Below are 16,423 nucleotides of genomic sequence, written 5' to 3'. Positions count from 1 at the left end.
CCCCTTCATAATATGAACAATGCCGGTGTCCGTAACAGAGGGTACCGGCATTGCTGATTGTCGAGGGGCCGCTCCTTGCTTAGTTGGCCAAAACCTCATGTCCCGCATCGGTAACCAGCACCATGGACTCCCATTGCGCCGACGGTTTGCCGTCCGACGTATAGATCGTCCAGCCGTCGCCATCGTCGGTGAAGACTTTGCGGCTGCCCATGTTGATCATGGGCTCTACCGTAAAAATCATGCCGGGAACCATCAGCATTCCCGTATCTCTTCGCGTCACGTATCCAATCCACGGCTCCTCGTGAAACTCCAGACCGATGCCATGCCCGCCGGCTTCTATGACGACTGAGTAGCCGTTTTTTCGTGCGTGCTCGTTGATTGCCGCGCCTACATTGCCCATGCGCTGCCAGGGCCGGACCTGTTGCAGGCCAAGCTCCACGCACTCTTTTGTCACCTCGACCAGCCTTCTATGCTCTTCCTTCACCCCGCCTATGGGGAACATTCTGGAGGAATCGGAGTAGTAGCCGTTATATTGCGTGGACACGTCGACGTTAATAATATCCCCGTCCTTCAGAACGACTTTGGCGGAGGGAATGCCATGGCAGACCTGATTGTTAATGGAGGTGCATACACTTTTGGGGAAGCCTTGAAAATAAAGCTGCGCCGGCCTCCCGCCGAGTTCGATGGTTTTATCGTAGACCAGGGTATTAATGTCTTCGGTCGTCATTCCGGCAGTGATGTGCCCGGATACATAATCCAGAATGGCCGTATTGACTTTGCCGCTTTCTCGTATGGATTGAATTTGTTGCGGCGTTTTGATGATAGACCGGGGCGGCAGAGAAATTCCCTCCGCTGCAAAGCTCCTCAGCTTTTCGTCGAATCCGGCGTGGCAGCTTTTATATTTCAGACCGCTTCCGCACCAGCACTTATCGTTTCTTCCGATAGACTCCATGGTATCCTCTCTTTCAGCACGAGCTGTCCGCATGTTTGTTTCGATATTGCTTGGGCGTGCATCCATATTGGGAGGCGAACGCTCTCGTAAAGGCTTCGTGCGATGAAAAGCCGTATTTTAGGGCGATGGAAAGCAGCTTTTCGTTGCCCTCCGCAACGTCGCTGGCGGCATGCTGGATTCTCCGCTGCGCCACATATTGCTTATAGCTTATTTTCATAAAGGCATGGAACTTGGCCGAACAATAGCCGGGCGAATAACCCACATAGGCGGATAACCGCAGCAAGGAGGGTTCCTTTGTTAGATTACCGTCAATCCACCGGACCATAGACTGCAGCGTCTGTACGGACAATGGCGTTCACCTCGATCGTTTTGTTTACCTTATCTATTTTAACGAAAATTCGACGCTCATACTTGATCTCACTTGCACAAAACGAAGGAAAGAACAGGAATTTAGACAGATAGGTTGAGGGACTATCATTTGGTATAATATAGGATACAAAAGTGCAAGACTACCTGAATCATCGTGGCGGGAGGAGTAATGAAATGGTAGAGGTGACAGAGTCATTCGTAGATTCGCTTGCGCCGAATAGCGCAGCGGCCAAAAACGGTCGCGATCTGGTTAAAAAAAATAAACTTTCGGGGCTTTCCAGATCGGAGGACGGAGTACTGCTCTTCGGGGTTTGCGCAGGCAGCGGGGCATCCGGCTATAGCTGCTCGGCGGATTTCAAAGATGGCGACGCACCTGTATTCCGATGCAATTGCCCAAGCCGCCAGTTTCCTTGCAAGCATGGATTGGCGCTATTGTACGCATATGCCGGGGGCCAAACGTTTTCTGTAGCGGAGGTTCCGGCCGAGCTTGAGGCCAAGCGGGAGAAGGCGGATCAACGTTCTGCCAAAAAAGCGGCTCAAGCCGAGGCGATTGCGTCCGGCGAGGCGGAAGCCAAGCCAAAGAAGGTCAATAAAGCGGCTTTAGCCAAAAAAATAAAAGCGCAGCTTCAAGGGCTGGATATGCTGGAGAAGCTGGTGCTTTCGCTCATTCGCGGCGGGTTAGGAACCGTCGACAAAAGAAGCATCAAGGGAATCCGGGACGGAGTCAAGGAGCTTGGAAACTGTTATCTGCCGGGCGCTCAAAATGAGCTTCGGGCGCTTGCCATTTATCTGGAGGCTGCGCTAGAGGACTCCGAAAATCAGGAGACGCAATATACATCGGCTGTCGAGCAGCTGCTGCTTATCGGGGCGTTAATCCGCAAGGGCCGTCCTTATCTGGAAGCCAAGCTGAATGATCCCGAGCTGAAGCCCGACGTGGAAACCGCGATCGAAGAATGGCTGGGGCATGCCTGGCAGCTGTCCGAGCTGCAAGCACATGGACTCCTGCGCCAAAACCGGGAAATGGTTCAGCTTTCCTTCATTAGTTACGACGATGAAGCCCGGGGCGAATTCGTTGATATCGGCTACTGGATGGAGCTGGAGAGCGGGGAAATCCACCGGACCTTCAACTACCGTCCATACAAGGCCGCTAAATATATAAAAGAAGAGGACAGCTTCTTCGACGCGGTGACCGCAAGCGAGCTATACCTGTATCCAGGCACGGTCAACCGCCGCGTGCGCTTTGAAAATCCGTCGTTTGCTCCGGTTGAAGAGCGGCATAGGACAAAAGTACGGGAAGCGGCGGATACGTCGGTTGCGAACGCGGTCAAAACAGTGCGGAACGAGCTGAAAAATCCGCTGGGCAACAAAGTTCCGGTTGTGCTGGTGCATGCAAAGTCTATTCAGGAGACGGAGGATGGAAATCTGGTGCTCCTGGACGGCTCCGGGGCGAAGCTGCAGCTTGGCGATGTAACCAATGAATGGAAAAAAACCACCCATCTGCTGCGGATTCTGCCAAAGGCCGATCTGGAGGATGCGGCTTTTCTGCTGCTGTTCCACCATGTCCCAAGCCAGTCCCGGCTTGTGGCGCAGCCCCTGTCTATTATCCACAAGACACACATCACCCGGCTTTGGTATTAGAGGAATGTATGATTTGGGAGGTTAGGACATGAGCGTAGCACTTTTACGGGAGTTATATAACGAGACGACACGTCTATATATCGCCGGCAGCGATCTGGCGGGAGGAGATTTTCGCCTGAAGCGGCTTATTCCGCAGCTGCTGCAGGCAGGAGAGAAAGCGCCTGTATTCAAAAAGCTGGGGGAGGGAGCGCAAGAGCTGGCTGAGCCCTCCGGCAATGATGACCGTTCCTCCGCGGTCAAGCTTCAGGAGCTGACTCTGCTGCTCAGCTCTGTGCTTCACACGCAAGGGGCTTTTGCTCCTGAAGGAGAGCTGAAGGAGACCGAAACTGTGCCCGTCGGGCTGTCTACCACGAAGTCATACCGCCGTCTGGCGGAGGTTCGGGATGCGCTGGACACTACGGGCGGAGGGCGATACGAAATCGTCAAGCAAGCATTTGAGGACGGTTTGTTTCAGGACCTGCGCCTGGTGAAACTCGCCATTAACGCATTGGATGATCCATATTCCGAGCTTGCGGACTATGCCAAAAACGAAATTTTGCCCGCTTACGGCACAACTATTTTACCGCTGTTGCGCGCTCGTTTTAATCTGGCGGGAGGCAAAAGCGATGCCAGAACGATTGAAGTAATCGCCAAGCTTTGCGTAACCGATGGCGATCTTGCAGAGGTTCGCAGCGCAGCCGCTGAAGGATCGGAGGTTGTCAGGGTGGCGGCCATCCCTTATTTGGCGGGACGGGAAGCCTTTGAAGCCGATTTGCTGCAATGGTCTGCCGATGGCAAAAAAGGCGTACGGGAGGCGGCCTACGCCGCTTTGACGCACAGCCGCAGCGAAAATGCACAGGCGAGGCTGTATGAAGCCTTCGCCGGAAAGGACGCGGGCATAGCTGCTTCCGGGCTGGCGGGCCATGCGGAGAGTCCGATCGCGGCGAAGCTGGCCGAAGACGCAACCACGCTGCTGGAGCAGGCTGTTGCGGACTCGGAGTTATTTTCGGGAGACAGCAAGAAGCTGACGCCGGTCAGGGAACGGCTGGATGCTTATCGCGACGCCCTCTATAACAAAAGGGGCGACGAGCTGGACGCGTTTTTCAACAAAGTGCTGGATTCGGTGTCCAGCTTGCAGAAGCTGGGCTGGACGGGGTATTTGCATGATGCCGCCCGCTATGTGTCGGAGACGCCGTCGCTAGCGGTATTGGAGAAGCTGCGCAAGCTGGAGAAGGTTCATTCCAACTTCCTGTCGTATGCCTTCGAGATGTCGGTGCTCCTGCTATCGCCAGAGGAGGTATTCGACCATTATTCCGCTTATAACAAAGGCGTGTACAAGGATACCTTGATCAACAGTATGGAGCAATACCTCGTTTCGAGCTCATGGCAGACGGTGCCTAACATTTGGAACGAGGAGCAGGACTATACCTACGTTACGACAATACTGCCGGAATCCGAGCTTGAGAGCGGGTGGGACGACCGCTGGCTGCTGTGGTGCATCGAACGAGGCAACGCGGTGTTGGCCGCTTCTCTGGTCCGCTCGTCCAAAGCGGCATCCGGCGAGCTGGAGCCGGAGTATACGCCGGAGTTTCTATTGGACGCATTGGCGGGTTCCTCTCGCGGCAGATACGATCAATTCACCGTACTATGGGAAGGATTGCGCCGATGCGGAAGTGATATTTCCGTCATGCGGGAGACAATGATGGCTTCTCTGGAGAAGCAGAAGTCGCTTCCGTACCGTCTGGACCGGGGTCAATTCCTCGAAATGCTGAGCCTGCCCCCTTCCTATCGGGAGAGGCTGATTGCCCTGCAGCAGAGGGCCGGGTCCTCCGCTGCGAAACAACTGCAATATATTCTTGATCAAATGAGCGAGGTGCAAGCTTAAGATGAGTGGAGAACAACAACAATTGCAGGATGTGCTTCGGCTGCCTTCCGAGCAGCTTTACCGGCATGAGCTGGAGGCATTAAAGGCGGCGGACAAGGGCAAGGTGCCCGCGGGCTGGCAAATGTCGCCGCAGGCCGTACTGACGTTTATTACAGGCGGAGAAGCCGGAGGAACCCCTATTACGCCAAAATACATCGGAAACAAACGGCTGGTGGAGATGGCGATCGCCACCTTGGTGACGGATCGCGCGTTGCTGCTGATCGGGGAGCCGGGCACAGCCAAATCATGGCTGTCGGAAAATTTGACGGCTGCCATTTACGGCAATTCCGGCTTGGTCGTTCAAGGCACGGCGGGCACCACGGAGGAGCATGTCCGCTATTCATGGAACTACGCCATGCTGCTTGCGAACGGCCCTACGCCGGAAGCGCTGGTGCAAAGCCCCATTATGCGGGCGATGGAAGCGGGCGGCATTGCGCGGTTTGAGGAAATTTCCCGCAGCGCGTCGGAGGTGCAGGATGCGCTGATCTCCATTTTATCGGAAAAGACGATTTCCATTGCGGAGCTGGGCAAGGAAATGAACGCCCGCAAAGGGTTCTCTATTATTGCAACAGCGAATACACGCGACCGTGGCGTCAACGAAATGTCTGCGGCGCTTAAGCGGCGTTTCAATATTATTGTGCTGCCTGCGCCTACGGATCTGGAGACGGAGATCGAAATCGTGCGCAAACGCGTAGGCGAAATCGCGGCTCAATACGACTTGCAGGCGGCGGCTCCGGCTCATGACGCGCTTCTTAAAGTTGTGACGATTTTCCGCGAGCTGCGCAGCGGCATGTCGCTCGACAAGAAGGAGAAGATCAAATCGCCGGGCGGCGCCATTTCTACCGCCGAGGCCATCTCCCTTCTCACAGGCAGCATGGCGCTTGCCGCAAGCTTTGGCGACGGGGAAATTCGCGATGCCGATCTGGCGGCGGGGCTGCAGGGGGCTATCGTCAAGGACGACGACAAGGATAAGCTGGTCTGGCAGGAATACATCAACAACGTGATGAAGAAACGGGGCAGCGATTGGCGCGGGTTGTATACGGCCTGCAAGGAGCTGAATCCATGAGCGCGGTCGGAACCGCAGGCGTACATGTCTTCGGTGTCCGGCATTTGTCTCCCGGCGGCGCGTGGCATCTGCTGCGTTTTCTGGATGAAATCAAGCCTACCGCCGTGCTGGTGGAAGGCCCGTCCGACGCCAGTTCCGAAATCCGGCATATCGTCCGTAACGAAACGGTGCCGCCAATCGCAATTCTCGCCTATACGGATCAGGTGCCGGTGCATACGGTGCTGTGGCCGTTTGCGGCTTATTCGCCTGAATACGCCGCGCTCAAGTGGGCCGACCGGAATGGCGCGGAATCTGCTTTTATCGATCTGCCCTCCAGCGTGACGCTGGCAATGCGCAAGGCTAGGGATAAGAGGGACTTGACGGCATCCGGAGAGCCGCTTTGTGATCATGATGCGGAGACTGTATCAGAGACGCAAGCAGGCAATGTTGATGTTGAGCAGCCAGTCGGGAATGTCGAGGAAGCCAATGAATACTCGGAGGGTTCCCTTTATGAGCGGGTTGCCGTTTTGGCAGGGGAGCCGGATTACGATACGTATTGGGAGCGGCATTACGAGCATAATATGTCGCCGGATGTTTACCGTCAGACGATTAAAGCTTTTTCGTCTTCCATGCGGAATCTGACCATCGAGGGCGAACAGGAGCATGCCGTTCATGAGTTTGCCCACAATGCGGTGCGCGAGAGCTACATGAAACGGGGCATTCAGGAAATGATCGACTCTGGCCATGAGCCCGGGCGGATCGTCGTGGTATGCGGAGCGTACCATGCGGAAGCGTTGGAGAGCACGGACGGAGCGATGACGGACGCGGAATTGAAGACGCTGCCCGTTACGTCTTCCAAGCTGACCATGATGCCGTATTCCTATTTCCGTCTGTCTTCGTTATCCGGCTACGGCGCTGGCAATAATGCCCCCGGCTATTATGAAGCCATGTGGCGAGCCATGCAGGAGGGGGCGCTAAACGGACTACCCCATGTTTACTTGTCCGCCGTGGCTGCGCGGCTGCGGGAAACCGGTACGTTCCGCTCCACCGCGGAGGTCATTGAGGCTGTGCGTTTGGCGGAAAGCCTCGCGGCTCTGCATGGCGGCAGCCAACCCGCCCTTATCGATTTGCGCGATGCGGCAAAGACGCTGCTGGGACGCGGGGAACTGTCGGTTGTAGCGGAGGCGTTAGCCTTCATGGATGTTGGCACGGGGATTGGCGCTTTGGCGGAAGGGGTCAGCCAGACGCCCGTTCAGGATGACCTAAACCGGCAGCTGAAGGAGCTGAAGCTCGACAAATACCGGACAGCCGTTGCTCAGGAGCTGGCATTGGATCTTCGCGAGAATCGCAGAGTGAAATCCGAAGCCGCTGCTTTTCTGGATTTGAACCGATCCTTTCTGCTGCATCGGCTTTCCCTGATCGGCATTTTGTTGGCTCAGTCAAAGTCCAGCGGACAGCAGGAGGCAAGCTGGGCGGAGCATTGGGTTCTGCAATGGAGCCCCGAAGCGGAAATCCAGACGGTCGAGGCCAGCCTGATGGGGGAAAGTATAGAAATCGCGGCCGCGCGTACGCTTAGCCAGAAGCTGTCGACATGCACTTCCATAGCGGAAGCCTCCAAGCTTATTCGTACGGCCTGTCTGTGCGGAATGGCATCTCAGCTCGACGCCAGCCTGAGCGCATTGGACGCGCTCGCCGCCGATAGCCGGGATGTGGTGCAGCTGGCCGCGGCCATTTCGGAGCTGTCCGGAGCCATCTCCTATGGAGATGTGCGGCGGATGGATACGGCTCCATTGCTGCCTCTGCTGGAGAAGCTGTTCCTGCGCGCCAGTTTGTTCCTGCTGGAGGCCAGCGGCTGCAATGACGAAGCGGCAACGGGCATGATAGAAGCAATCGGAAGTCTGCATAACGCGGCCCAGGAGCACGGCGAGCAGGTGGACGAAGAGCTGTGGCTCGCCAAACTGTCGGAGCTGTCGGCGCGTGACGATCGCAATCCCCGATTATCGGGATTGGCATGCGCCATTCTGATGGAACGGGGCGTATTAAGCGCAGACGCTTGCGAGCAGGAAGTTTCGCGCCGTCTGTCGCCGGGCATACCGGCCGAGCTTGGAGCGGGCTGGTTCGAGGGCCTGGCCCAGCGCAATCGTTACGCGCTTGTGTCGCGCATTGCGCTGTGGGAGCAGTTAAATGCCTATATCGCAGGTCTGGAGAAGGAGCAGTTTGCAAGAGCGCTGGTGTTTTTACGCCGGGCGTTCAGCGTGTTTGCTCCCCGCGAAAAAACGATGGTGGCGGAAGTGCTGGGCGAGCTGTGGGGAGTTGACTCCGACCAAGCTGCGGAACTATTGTCCGGCGAGCTGAACGAGCAGGAAGAGAAGCAAATCGAGGAGCTGAATGAATTTGACTTTGAGGACTTCTGATCATGAGCGCTGAAGTGGATAAGGAAATCTGGTCGCGCTGGCGTCTGGTATTGGGCAAGGAAGCCGAATCCAAGCTGATGGAGCTTGGCGGAGGTTCCTCATGCCTGTCACCCGAAGAAATCATTATGGATGAGGCTCTGGCTGCCATCTATGACAATACTTCCGGCGGAACGGAGGGGGGCGGCTCCGCCGGCGGGCGAGGCGGCAACGGGCCGTCCGCTCCCCGGTTGGCCAAATGGCTGGGCGACGTGCGCAGCTTGTTCCCGGAGGAAGTGGTGTCCATCATTCAGGCGGACGCCATGGAGCGCAAGGGCTGGAAGCAGCTGCTGTTCGAGCCTGAGCTGCTGGCCTCCGTCAAACCGGATATCGGAATGGTCGGCACGCTGCTGTCGCTGAAGGGCAAAATTCCCGAAAAAACCAAGGATACGGCAAGACAGCTTGTGCAAGCCGTGGTCGAGGAATTGCAGAAGCGTCTTGAAAACGACCTTCGCCGCGCTGTAACGGGCGCTTTAAATCGGCGGCGGCATTCCCCGCTGCCGTCCCTGACGGGAATCGACTGGGGCAGAACGATCCGCCGCAACCTGAAAAACTACGATAGCGAGCGGCGTCAGATCATCCCGGAGAAAATGTATTATTTTGACCGGGCAAAGCGCAATAAGGAATGGACGATTATCGTGGATATCGACCAGAGCGGTTCGATGGCGGACTCCGTCATCTGGGCATCCGTTGTTGCTTCGATTTTTGCCAGTATGCCCGCGCTGGATACGCGGGTGGTCGCCTTTGATACCCAAGTGGTGGATTTGACGGAGCAATGTCAAAACGATCCGGTCGACATGTTGTTCGGCATCCAGCTTGGAGGCGGCACGGACATCAACAAGTCGGTGCAATATTGCGAGCAGTTTATTACGGAGCCGAAAAAAACGATGTTAATCCTTATTTCGGACCTGTGCGAAGGCGGCAATCAGGCCGGACTGATCCGCAGGATGCGGGAGCTTCGCGAGGCGGGCGTACAAACGATGTGCCTGCTGGCGCTGTCGGATCAGGGGCAGCCTTATTACGACGAACGGGTGGCGAAGCAGTTTGCGCGGGACGGCACGCCTTCCTTCGCCTGTACGCCAGGAATGCTTCCGGCGCTGGTGGAAGGAGCGCTCAAGGGCGACGATTTGTCGGCATTGTCCGCCAGATTGACGTCGGAGAGGGGCAAGCTCCATTGAGCAAAAGCATCCGTTTTATTTACGCTTTTTATAACGTATCCAGACTGACTTGCACATTTGCTCAAACGCCCCGGCTGGAAACAAATAAGCGGTGGATGCCGTTCTGATCAACCATGTCAATCGTGCTTCTTGCAGAGATATAAGAAAGAGGACGGGCTTTTGAGGCTCGTTCTTTTTTTTGTTCGGCCGGCAAAAAAGTGCTACTTCGCATGTTTGGGAAGTGTTTGGGATATGGGGGGAGTTAATTAAATATGTGGAAGTGGGGAAAGGACGTCATCTAAATGCTGATTGCCATTTTTATTATCCTTGTGCTCATACTCGGAATGCTGGTTCATATCAACAGTAAAATACCTCCGCGCGATTATGTAAAAGAGGCAGAGGAAAGAGATCTAAAGCATAAAGAAGCCAGCAATAAAAAATCAAGTTGATGATTCGTCAAGAGTCATCAACTTGATTTCATTAAGAAGATACCTTACCCCAACACAACCTCGACTTGATAAGTGCCGCCGCTGCCGGATACCGGAATCGTATTGCCTTCCAGCGACTTGCCGTCCACCGTGAGGGAAGCAACGCCTTTGGATACGCCGTTTGGATTGGAGATCGTAATGTTGAACGTATTGCCGCGGAATTCGCGAACGATGGAGAATCCGTTCCAATCCTTCGGAATACAAGGATCGATCCGCAGACCGTCGAAATCCGCTTGAATACCGAGAATAGATTGCGTAATGGCGATGTAGTTCCAAGCCGCCGTTCCCGTCAGCCAGGAGTTTTTGGCTTCGCCGTGGCGCACGGCATCTCTGCCTGCAATCATTTGCGCATAGACATAAGGCTCCATGCGATGCACTTCGCTGATTTCCTCCAGGTAAGCCGGAGCAATTTTGCGGTACAGCTCAAATGCGCGGTCTCCGTTGCCAAGCACTGTTTCCGCAATCATGATCCACGGATTGTTGTGGCAGAAAATGCCCGCATTTTCTTTATAACCCGGCGGGTAAGACGAAATTTCGCCCAGGTTGAGATAGTATTTGGAATACGGCGGCGTTTGCAGAATAATGCCGTAATCCGTCTCCAGATGCTCCTCAACGGATTGCAGCGCTTTCGCTGCCAAACCTTCCTCTACGCCGATTCCGGCCATAACGCAGAAGCCTTGCGGCTCGATGAAGATTTTTCCTTCCTCATTTTCCTTGCTTCCGATTTTGTTGCCGTAATGGTCGTAAGCGCGCAGGAACCAGTCGCCGTCGAACCCGTGCTCCAGCGTCGTTTTTTTCATCGCTTCGATTTGCGCCAACGCTTCTTCCGCTTCCTCGTGCAGGCCTCTGCGTTTGCACAACTCGACATAATCCGGTCCAACAAATACGAACAGGCCGGCGATAAAGACGGATTCCGCTACGCGTCCTTCGATATTTGCCGTGGTTTGGAAGCTTTCGCCCGGCTCCTTGGAGAAGCAGTTCAGGTTGAGACAGTCGTTCCAGTCGGCGCGTCCGATGAGCGGCAAACCGTGTGGCCCCAGGTTGTGAATGACGTGGAAGAAGGAACGCTTCAAATGCTCGAACAGCGTAGCCGTGTTGTCGGGGTTGCTGTCGAACGGCACTTGCTCATCCAGAATGCTGTAGTCTCCGCTTTCCTTAATATAAGCAGCCGTGCCCAAAATAAGCCAGAGCGGATCATCGTTGAAGCCGCTGCCGACTTCGTTGTTGCCTTTTTTGGTGAGCGGCTGGTATTGGTGATAAGCGCTTCCGTCCTCGAACTGGGTGGAGGCGATGTCGATAATGCGTTCGCGCGCTCTTTCCGGAATTTGGTGGACAAAGCCCAGCAAATCCTGGTTGGAGTCGCGGAAGCCCATGCCGCGTCCGATGCCGGATTCGAAATAGGAGGCGGAACGTGACATATTGAACGTAACCATACATTGATACGGATTCCAGATGTTGACCATCCGGTTCAGCTTGTCGTCTGGTCCAGTAAGGGTATATTTCGACAATAGGCCATCCCAGTAGGAGGCAAGCTCCGCCATGGCTTTGTCAACGCCTTCGTCGGTCGCGAATTGGTCGATCATTGCTTGCGCTCTCGTTTTATTGATGACGCCAGGCGACTCCCATTTTTCCTCTTCCGGATTTTCAACGTAGCCCAGAACAAACACAAGCGTTTTTTCTTCGCCCGGCTGCAGAGAAATGTTGATTCCGTGGGAGGCGATCGGCGACCATCCGCTGGCAACCGAATTGCTGGATTTGCCTTCCGCTACAACCGCAGGCGTATCCAGGCCGTTATAGGCGCCAAGGAAGCTGTCGCGGTCAGTGTCAAAACCGTCCAGCTCTGTGTTGACCGAGAAGAAAGAATAGTGATCGCGGCGCTCGCGGTATTCTGTTTTATGATAAATGACGGAACCTTTAACTTCGACTTCCCCTGTGCTCAGGTTGCGCTGAAAGTTGGTCATGTCGTCATTGGCGTTCCACAAGCAAAACTCTACAAAGGAGAACAGCTTTGCCTCTTTAGGCGCATCGGACACATTGGAGATGGTCAGCTGATGAACCTCGCCGGTAAAGCCGAGCGGAACGAATTGAAGCTGCTTGACGCGGAGGCCGTTGCGCTCCCCCGTAATGGCGGTGTAGCCCAATCCGTGGCGGCATTCATAGAAATCAAGCTCCCGCTTGACGGGCATCCAGCCTGGCGTCCAGTAATCGCCTTGATCATGAATGTAATAATAGCGTCCGCCGTTGTCGAGCGGAATATTGTTGTACCGGTAGCGAGTCAGTCTTCTTAATCTGGCATCGCGGTAGAAGCAATAGCCGCCGCCCGTGTTGGACACCAGGCCGAAAAAATTCTCCGAGCCGAGATAGTTGATCCAAGGGTAAGGCGTTTTGGGAGTTTCAATAACGTATTCCTTGTTTGCATCATCAAAATGACCAAATTTCATGTGTATTTTGCTCCTTTAACGGTTTTGTGAACGCGCGTTTACAAAAGCCTGAAGGAAATCCCTCCCCCTGATTCCGCTGGGCCGGATAGGGGCAAGGGGCGATTGGGGCGATGCCGAACTTGCTGCTGTATAAGCATGTGTATGCTTTCGGTCTTGCAAATAAATGAGATGCGTATCCGCAATAGAGCTTGCAGCTATACGCGGTCGCTGTCCTGCAAGCAGCCGCGATAGAGGCTTCCTTACAGCTCCCTGCAGGAATCCCGCACAACAAGCGGGGCAGGAAAGCTGACTGTGCTGAAAGCGGTGACGGTTTGCTCGCATAGAGCAACCACTTTGTGAACCGCTTCCTTGGACATGTCGTAGATGGGAACCCGGACGGTTGTCAGCTTGGGCACAAGCTGCGCCGCGATGGGGCCGTCGTCGAAGCCCACGATAGAGATATCCTCGGGAATGGATAGGCCGAATTCCTTGAAGGCTTCATAAGCCGCCGCCGCCATGTCGTCGTTCGCCGCAAAAAAAGCGGTTGGCAGGTCACGGCCGGAGGCCAGGAGGCTGCGGACTTCATGGTAGGCATTTTGCTTGAGGAAGTCGCCGTTCAGGATATAGCCCTTTTCAACCGACAGTCCGCTGCTCTGCAACACGGATTCGTAAGCCTTGAAGCGTTCCGCTCCTGAAAACGTATTCACAGACCCGTTGATCATGCCGATTTTGCGATGACCGAGAGAGATCAGGTATTCAACGGCTTCCGTCGCCCCGTCGTAATCCTTGGAGTTGATGACGGATACGTTGCTTTTGTCCAGACGGCTCGCGATGATTTCGCCAATGTCGTAATCGATGAGGACAATCGGAGCTTCCAGTCCGACCAGTTCCCGGATTACGTCAACCTGCTTGCGGGTTCCTACCAGAATGCCGCCGTCAATGCGCTTCTGCAGGCATGCCTGCTTGACCTTCTGATAGTCCTCCAGCGTATAGAGGGTATGAATCAGTACATAGTAGCCTAGCGAGTTGGCCGTATCCACCACCGATTCGACAAAGGGGGCAAAATAGTTGTTTTGGTAAATACGATGGGTGGAAGATTTGTCAGCCGTACTGACAACAAACAGCCCGATCGTATTGGTCCCCTTCCCAGCCAGCGCTCTGGCATAGGTGTTGGGCTGATAGTGGTGCTGCTGAATAACCTTCAGCACCTTCTCGCGCGTTTCCGGCGGCACGTTGGGGTAATTGTTGATGACCCTGGAAACCGTGCTTCGGGAAACGCCAGCCAATTTCGCAATATCTTCGCTGCGCATAATGCCTCCTTCTGATTCCTGAACGCGCGTTTATGGTTCAATTGTATGATAAATCCATCGGCGTTTCAAGCGCTTTCCATCCTGTTTATAAAGTGATTATAATAGGTGGCGTAACGATAATCCATGGATTGAAACGGAGGATGATGATGGAGAAGGATTTGCTGGAGCAAATTGTGGCATGGCACGAGGATGAGGAATACGACGAAATCATTGATGCCATTACGGGAATTCCGGTAACGGAGAGAAGTTTCGAGCTTGTGGGACAGCTGGGACGGGCGCTCAATAATGCCGGGCGTTACCGCGAAGCGCTTGAGCAGTTGGAAAGTGTGGCTGACCGGGGACAAAATGACGCCGTTTGGCATTTTCGGATGGGCTATTCCTTCTATCATTTGGCTCTCTACGATAAAGCGCTGGCTGCTTTTGAACGTGCCAACGAGCTGGAGTCGAATGACGAAAAAACGCTCCAGTTTCTGGAGTGGACACAGCCCAAGGCATCCAGGATGGAAGACATGCGCAGACGCTGGCTGGATGATCGGCAAGCCGAGAGAGCATCCTTGGTTGCGAACCAGGCATCTTCCATTGAAGATGCTGAAGAAGCGGAGTCCGGCGCTGGATCGATAGCAGGCGGAACATACGACGAAGCAACCACGGCGCACGTTGCAACCGCAGCGCACGAGGCAACTGAAGCGCCCGAGGCAACTGAAGCGCACGAGGCAACTGAAGCGCACGAGGCAACTGAAGCGCACGAGGCAACTGAAGCGCATGAGACAACCGCAGCGCCCGAGGCAACTGAAGTGCATGAGACAACCGCAGCGCCCGAGGCAACTGAAGCGCGCGTTGCAACCGCAGCGCCCGAGGCAACTGAAGCGCATGAGACAACCGCAGCGCCCGAGGCAACTGAAGTGCATGAGACAACCGCAGCGCCCGAGGCAACTGAAGCACACGAGACAGCCGAAGCGCACGTTGCAACCGCAGCGCACGAGACAGCCGAAGCGCCCGAGGCAACCGCTGTGCGGCAGCCATTCGCTGGTTTTGACCGGGATTCATTTTGGGAGGCTAATGGCGAATATACGATTAAAAATATCCTATCCAAACCTGCGGATGAAGAGATGATCGCATCCATTGAGAAGGAGCTGGGATACAGGCTTCCGGATTCCTACATAGCCTTGATGCGAACGCAAAACGGCGGAGTGCCCGTTAATACCAACTTTCCGACAACGGAGCCCACCTCTTGGTCTGAGGATCATATAGCCATCACCTCCATCATGGGCATTGGCCGCAAAAAGATCTATTCGCTGGGAGGCGATTTAGGGAGTCGGTTTATGATCGAGGAATGGGGGTACCCTGATCTCGGAGTTGTGATCTGCGATTGTCCTTCCGCGGGACATGACGTGGTTATGCTGGATTACCGGTTCTGCGGGCCCGAAGGGGAACCATCCGTTGTTCATGTGGATCAGGAGGACGACTATGAAATTACCTATTTGGCCCATAGCTTCGAAGCGTTTGCGCGCGCCCTCGTCCATAGAGACGTCTACGACACCTCCGAAGAAGATAAGCAGGACGATTTGCGCAGGGTGGCGGAGGCGGCCTTTTCGCCGTTGCTTGGGGAGTTGGTCCACAAGGCATCTTCGGAAGTGGAGGGGCTGGAGAGTGGAATCCGCCGCATTTGTACCGAAATCATTCATGATAAGGGGTATTTTGCGCTGCATGCCGATGAACGATCCGTTCTGATGTACGATCTGCAATTTTGGCTGTATACGTTTAGTTACCCCAACCCATCCAGAGGGGCATACCTCGACGTCTATACCAAAATGATCGCTTTTGGCGGAGAGTTCGGCACGGGCGGTTACGCACCGGGTTTTATCACGGACTGGCTGGACGACCGCATCAAGCAGGGCCGGATACTTGTACGCGCTGGCGCTGGCGATGACGATGGTGTTGGCGCTGGCGTTGGTGCTGGTGCTGGTGATGACGCTGGCGCTGGCGCTGTTTCTGGTGATTGCGCTGACGATGGCGCTGGTGGACTGGTCATGACGCAGGCCGCGGTCAGCGAGCTGCTTGCCAGGTTGAACGCTTAACGGATCGCCTTATTTCACTGAGCAAGAGTGTTGAAAACGGAATACGGTAACCTTTTTTCGAAATGCACATGGACAGCTGCCCTTTGCCCGCCTAGCGGTCGCCGATGACCGTTAGAACCCCAAAAGGATGAATTAGCTTCAGCTAACGGTCACCGGTGTCCTTTAGACGCTCAAAAGCCGCGTTTTGGGGATGAAAGTAAGCTTTTACGGTCATGGATGACCTTTAGAAATGCAAATTGCATCAAAACAGGGCTTTAACGGTCATGGATGTCCGTAACGTACAGGATGTCCATAACAGTCATGGATGTCCTTAGCGTACAGGATGTCCATAACGGTCATGGATGTCCGTAGCGTACAGGATGTCCATAACGGTCATGGATGTCCGTAGCGTACAGGATGTCCATAACGGTCATGGATGTCTATAACGTACTGGATGTCCATAACAGTCATGGATGTCCTTAGCGTACAGGATGTCCATAACAGTCATGGATGTCCGTAACGTACAGGATGTCCATAACAGTCATGGATGTCCGTAACGTACAGGATGTCCAAAACGGTCATGGATGTCCGTAACGTACAGGATGTCCATAACGTACAGCTAGCTTCCGGCCCT

General features: G+C 54.8%; 11 protein-coding genes. 7 read left to right on the top strand and 4 right to left on the bottom strand.

Translation table 11 applies throughout. The annotated features are described in order from the left end of the window. Positions 1-79: 79 nt before the first annotated feature. Both map and ACX93W_RS18820 read right to left on the bottom strand, forming a co-directional pair. Positions 80-952, bottom strand: coding sequence for a type I methionyl aminopeptidase (map, locus tag ACX93W_RS18825; RefSeq protein WP_459393924.1), 873 nt, complete (start codon positions 950-952; stop codon positions 80-82). A gap of 13 nt (positions 953-965) precedes the next feature. After that, positions 966-1,301 (bottom strand): helix-turn-helix transcriptional regulator, encoded by a 336-nt coding sequence (locus ACX93W_RS18820; RefSeq protein WP_459393923.1) that lies wholly within the window; start codon positions 1,299-1,301, stop codon positions 966-968. Between the two features lie 194 nt (positions 1,302-1,495). On the opposite strand from ACX93W_RS18820, the gene ACX93W_RS18815 reads away from it, so the two are divergent. The 6 genes from ACX93W_RS18815 to ACX93W_RS18790 all read left to right on the top strand — a co-directional run bounded on the left by ACX93W_RS18815 (position 1,496) and on the right by ACX93W_RS18790 (position 9,963). Continuing rightward, positions 1,496-2,959, top strand: coding sequence for an SWIM zinc finger family protein (locus tag ACX93W_RS18815; protein WP_459393922.1), 1,464 nt, complete (start codon positions 1,496-1,498; stop codon positions 2,957-2,959). A 28-nt stretch (positions 2,960-2,987) separates the two neighbouring features. Beyond that, positions 2,988-4,823, top strand: coding sequence for a HEAT repeat domain-containing protein (locus ACX93W_RS18810; protein ID WP_459393921.1), 1,836 nt, complete (start codon positions 2,988-2,990; stop codon positions 4,821-4,823). Position 4,824: 1 nt separating this feature from the next. Continuing rightward, positions 4,825-5,928, top strand: a complete 1,104-nt coding sequence (locus ACX93W_RS18805) for an ATP-binding protein (RefSeq protein WP_459393920.1) — start codon at positions 4,825-4,827, stop codon at positions 5,926-5,928. Then, positions 5,925-8,321, top strand: a complete 2,397-nt coding sequence (locus ACX93W_RS18800; protein ID WP_459393919.1) for a DUF5682 family protein — start codon at positions 5,925-5,927, stop codon at positions 8,319-8,321. Before ACX93W_RS18805 ends, ACX93W_RS18800 begins: the two co-directional genes overlap by 4 nt. Positions 8,322-8,323: 2 nt before the next feature. Further along, positions 8,324-9,535, top strand: coding sequence for a VWA domain-containing protein (locus ACX93W_RS18795; RefSeq protein ID WP_459393918.1), 1,212 nt, complete (start codon positions 8,324-8,326; stop codon positions 9,533-9,535). Between the two features lie 281 nt (positions 9,536-9,816). Further along, a complete protein-coding gene (locus ACX93W_RS18790; protein WP_459393917.1) occupies positions 9,817-9,963 on the top strand; it encodes a hypothetical protein in 147 nt (48 codons plus the stop codon). A gap of 44 nt (positions 9,964-10,007) precedes the next feature. On the opposite strand, the gene ACX93W_RS18785 is transcribed toward ACX93W_RS18790, so the two are convergent. Both ACX93W_RS18785 and ACX93W_RS18780 read right to left on the bottom strand, forming a co-directional pair. Next, a complete protein-coding gene (locus ACX93W_RS18785; RefSeq protein ID WP_459393916.1) occupies positions 10,008-12,443 on the bottom strand; it encodes a GH36-type glycosyl hydrolase domain-containing protein in 2,436 nt (811 codons plus the stop codon). Positions 12,444-12,682: 239 nt separating this feature from the next. After that, complete coding sequence (locus ACX93W_RS18780) at positions 12,683-13,732, bottom strand: LacI family DNA-binding transcriptional regulator (protein ID WP_459393915.1); 1,050 nt, start codon at positions 13,730-13,732, stop codon at positions 12,683-12,685. 32 nt (positions 13,733-13,764) lie between these two features. Here ACX93W_RS18780 and ACX93W_RS18775 point away from each other — a divergent pair, with 32 nt between their 5' ends. Continuing rightward, positions 13,765-15,810: an SMI1/KNR4 family protein gene (locus tag ACX93W_RS18775; protein WP_459393914.1), complete on the top strand. Its 2,046-nt coding sequence runs from the start codon at positions 13,765-13,767 to the stop codon at positions 15,808-15,810. Positions 15,811-16,423: the final 613 nt, after the last annotated feature.

The organism is Paenibacillus sp. CAU 1782, from assembly GCF_054551715.1.
Note: the sequence above shows the minus strand (reverse complement) of the source record. Positions and strands in the feature narration are given on the sequence as shown.

What these genes read in the sequence shown, in the direction of transcription:
- map (WP_459393924.1), bottom strand. Translation starts at nt 952, where the DNA reads ATGGAGTCTATCGGAAGAAACGATAAGTGCTGGTGCGGAAGCGGTCTG.
- ACX93W_RS18815 (WP_459393922.1), top strand. Translation starts at nt 1,496, where the DNA reads ATGGTAGAGGTGACAGAGTCATTCGTAGATTCGCTTGCGCCGAATAGC.
- ACX93W_RS18810 (WP_459393921.1), top strand. Translation starts at nt 2,988, where the DNA reads ATGAGCGTAGCACTTTTACGGGAGTTATATAACGAGACGACACGTCTA.
- ACX93W_RS18805 (WP_459393920.1), top strand. Translation starts at nt 4,825, where the DNA reads ATGAGTGGAGAACAACAACAATTGCAGGATGTGCTTCGGCTGCCTTCC.
- ACX93W_RS18800 (WP_459393919.1), top strand. Translation starts at nt 5,925, where the DNA reads ATGAGCGCGGTCGGAACCGCAGGCGTACATGTCTTCGGTGTCCGGCAT.
- ACX93W_RS18795 (WP_459393918.1), top strand. Translation starts at nt 8,324, where the DNA reads ATGAGCGCTGAAGTGGATAAGGAAATCTGGTCGCGCTGGCGTCTGGTA.
- ACX93W_RS18790 (WP_459393917.1), top strand. Translation starts at nt 9,817, where the DNA reads ATGCTGATTGCCATTTTTATTATCCTTGTGCTCATACTCGGAATGCTG.
- ACX93W_RS18785 (WP_459393916.1), bottom strand. Translation starts at nt 12,443, where the DNA reads ATGAAATTTGGTCATTTTGATGATGCAAACAAGGAATACGTTATTGAA.
- ACX93W_RS18780 (WP_459393915.1), bottom strand. Translation starts at nt 13,732, where the DNA reads ATGCGCAGCGAAGATATTGCGAAATTGGCTGGCGTTTCCCGAAGCACG.
- ACX93W_RS18775 (WP_459393914.1), top strand. Translation starts at nt 13,765, where the DNA reads ATGGTTCAATTGTATGATAAATCCATCGGCGTTTCAAGCGCTTTCCAT.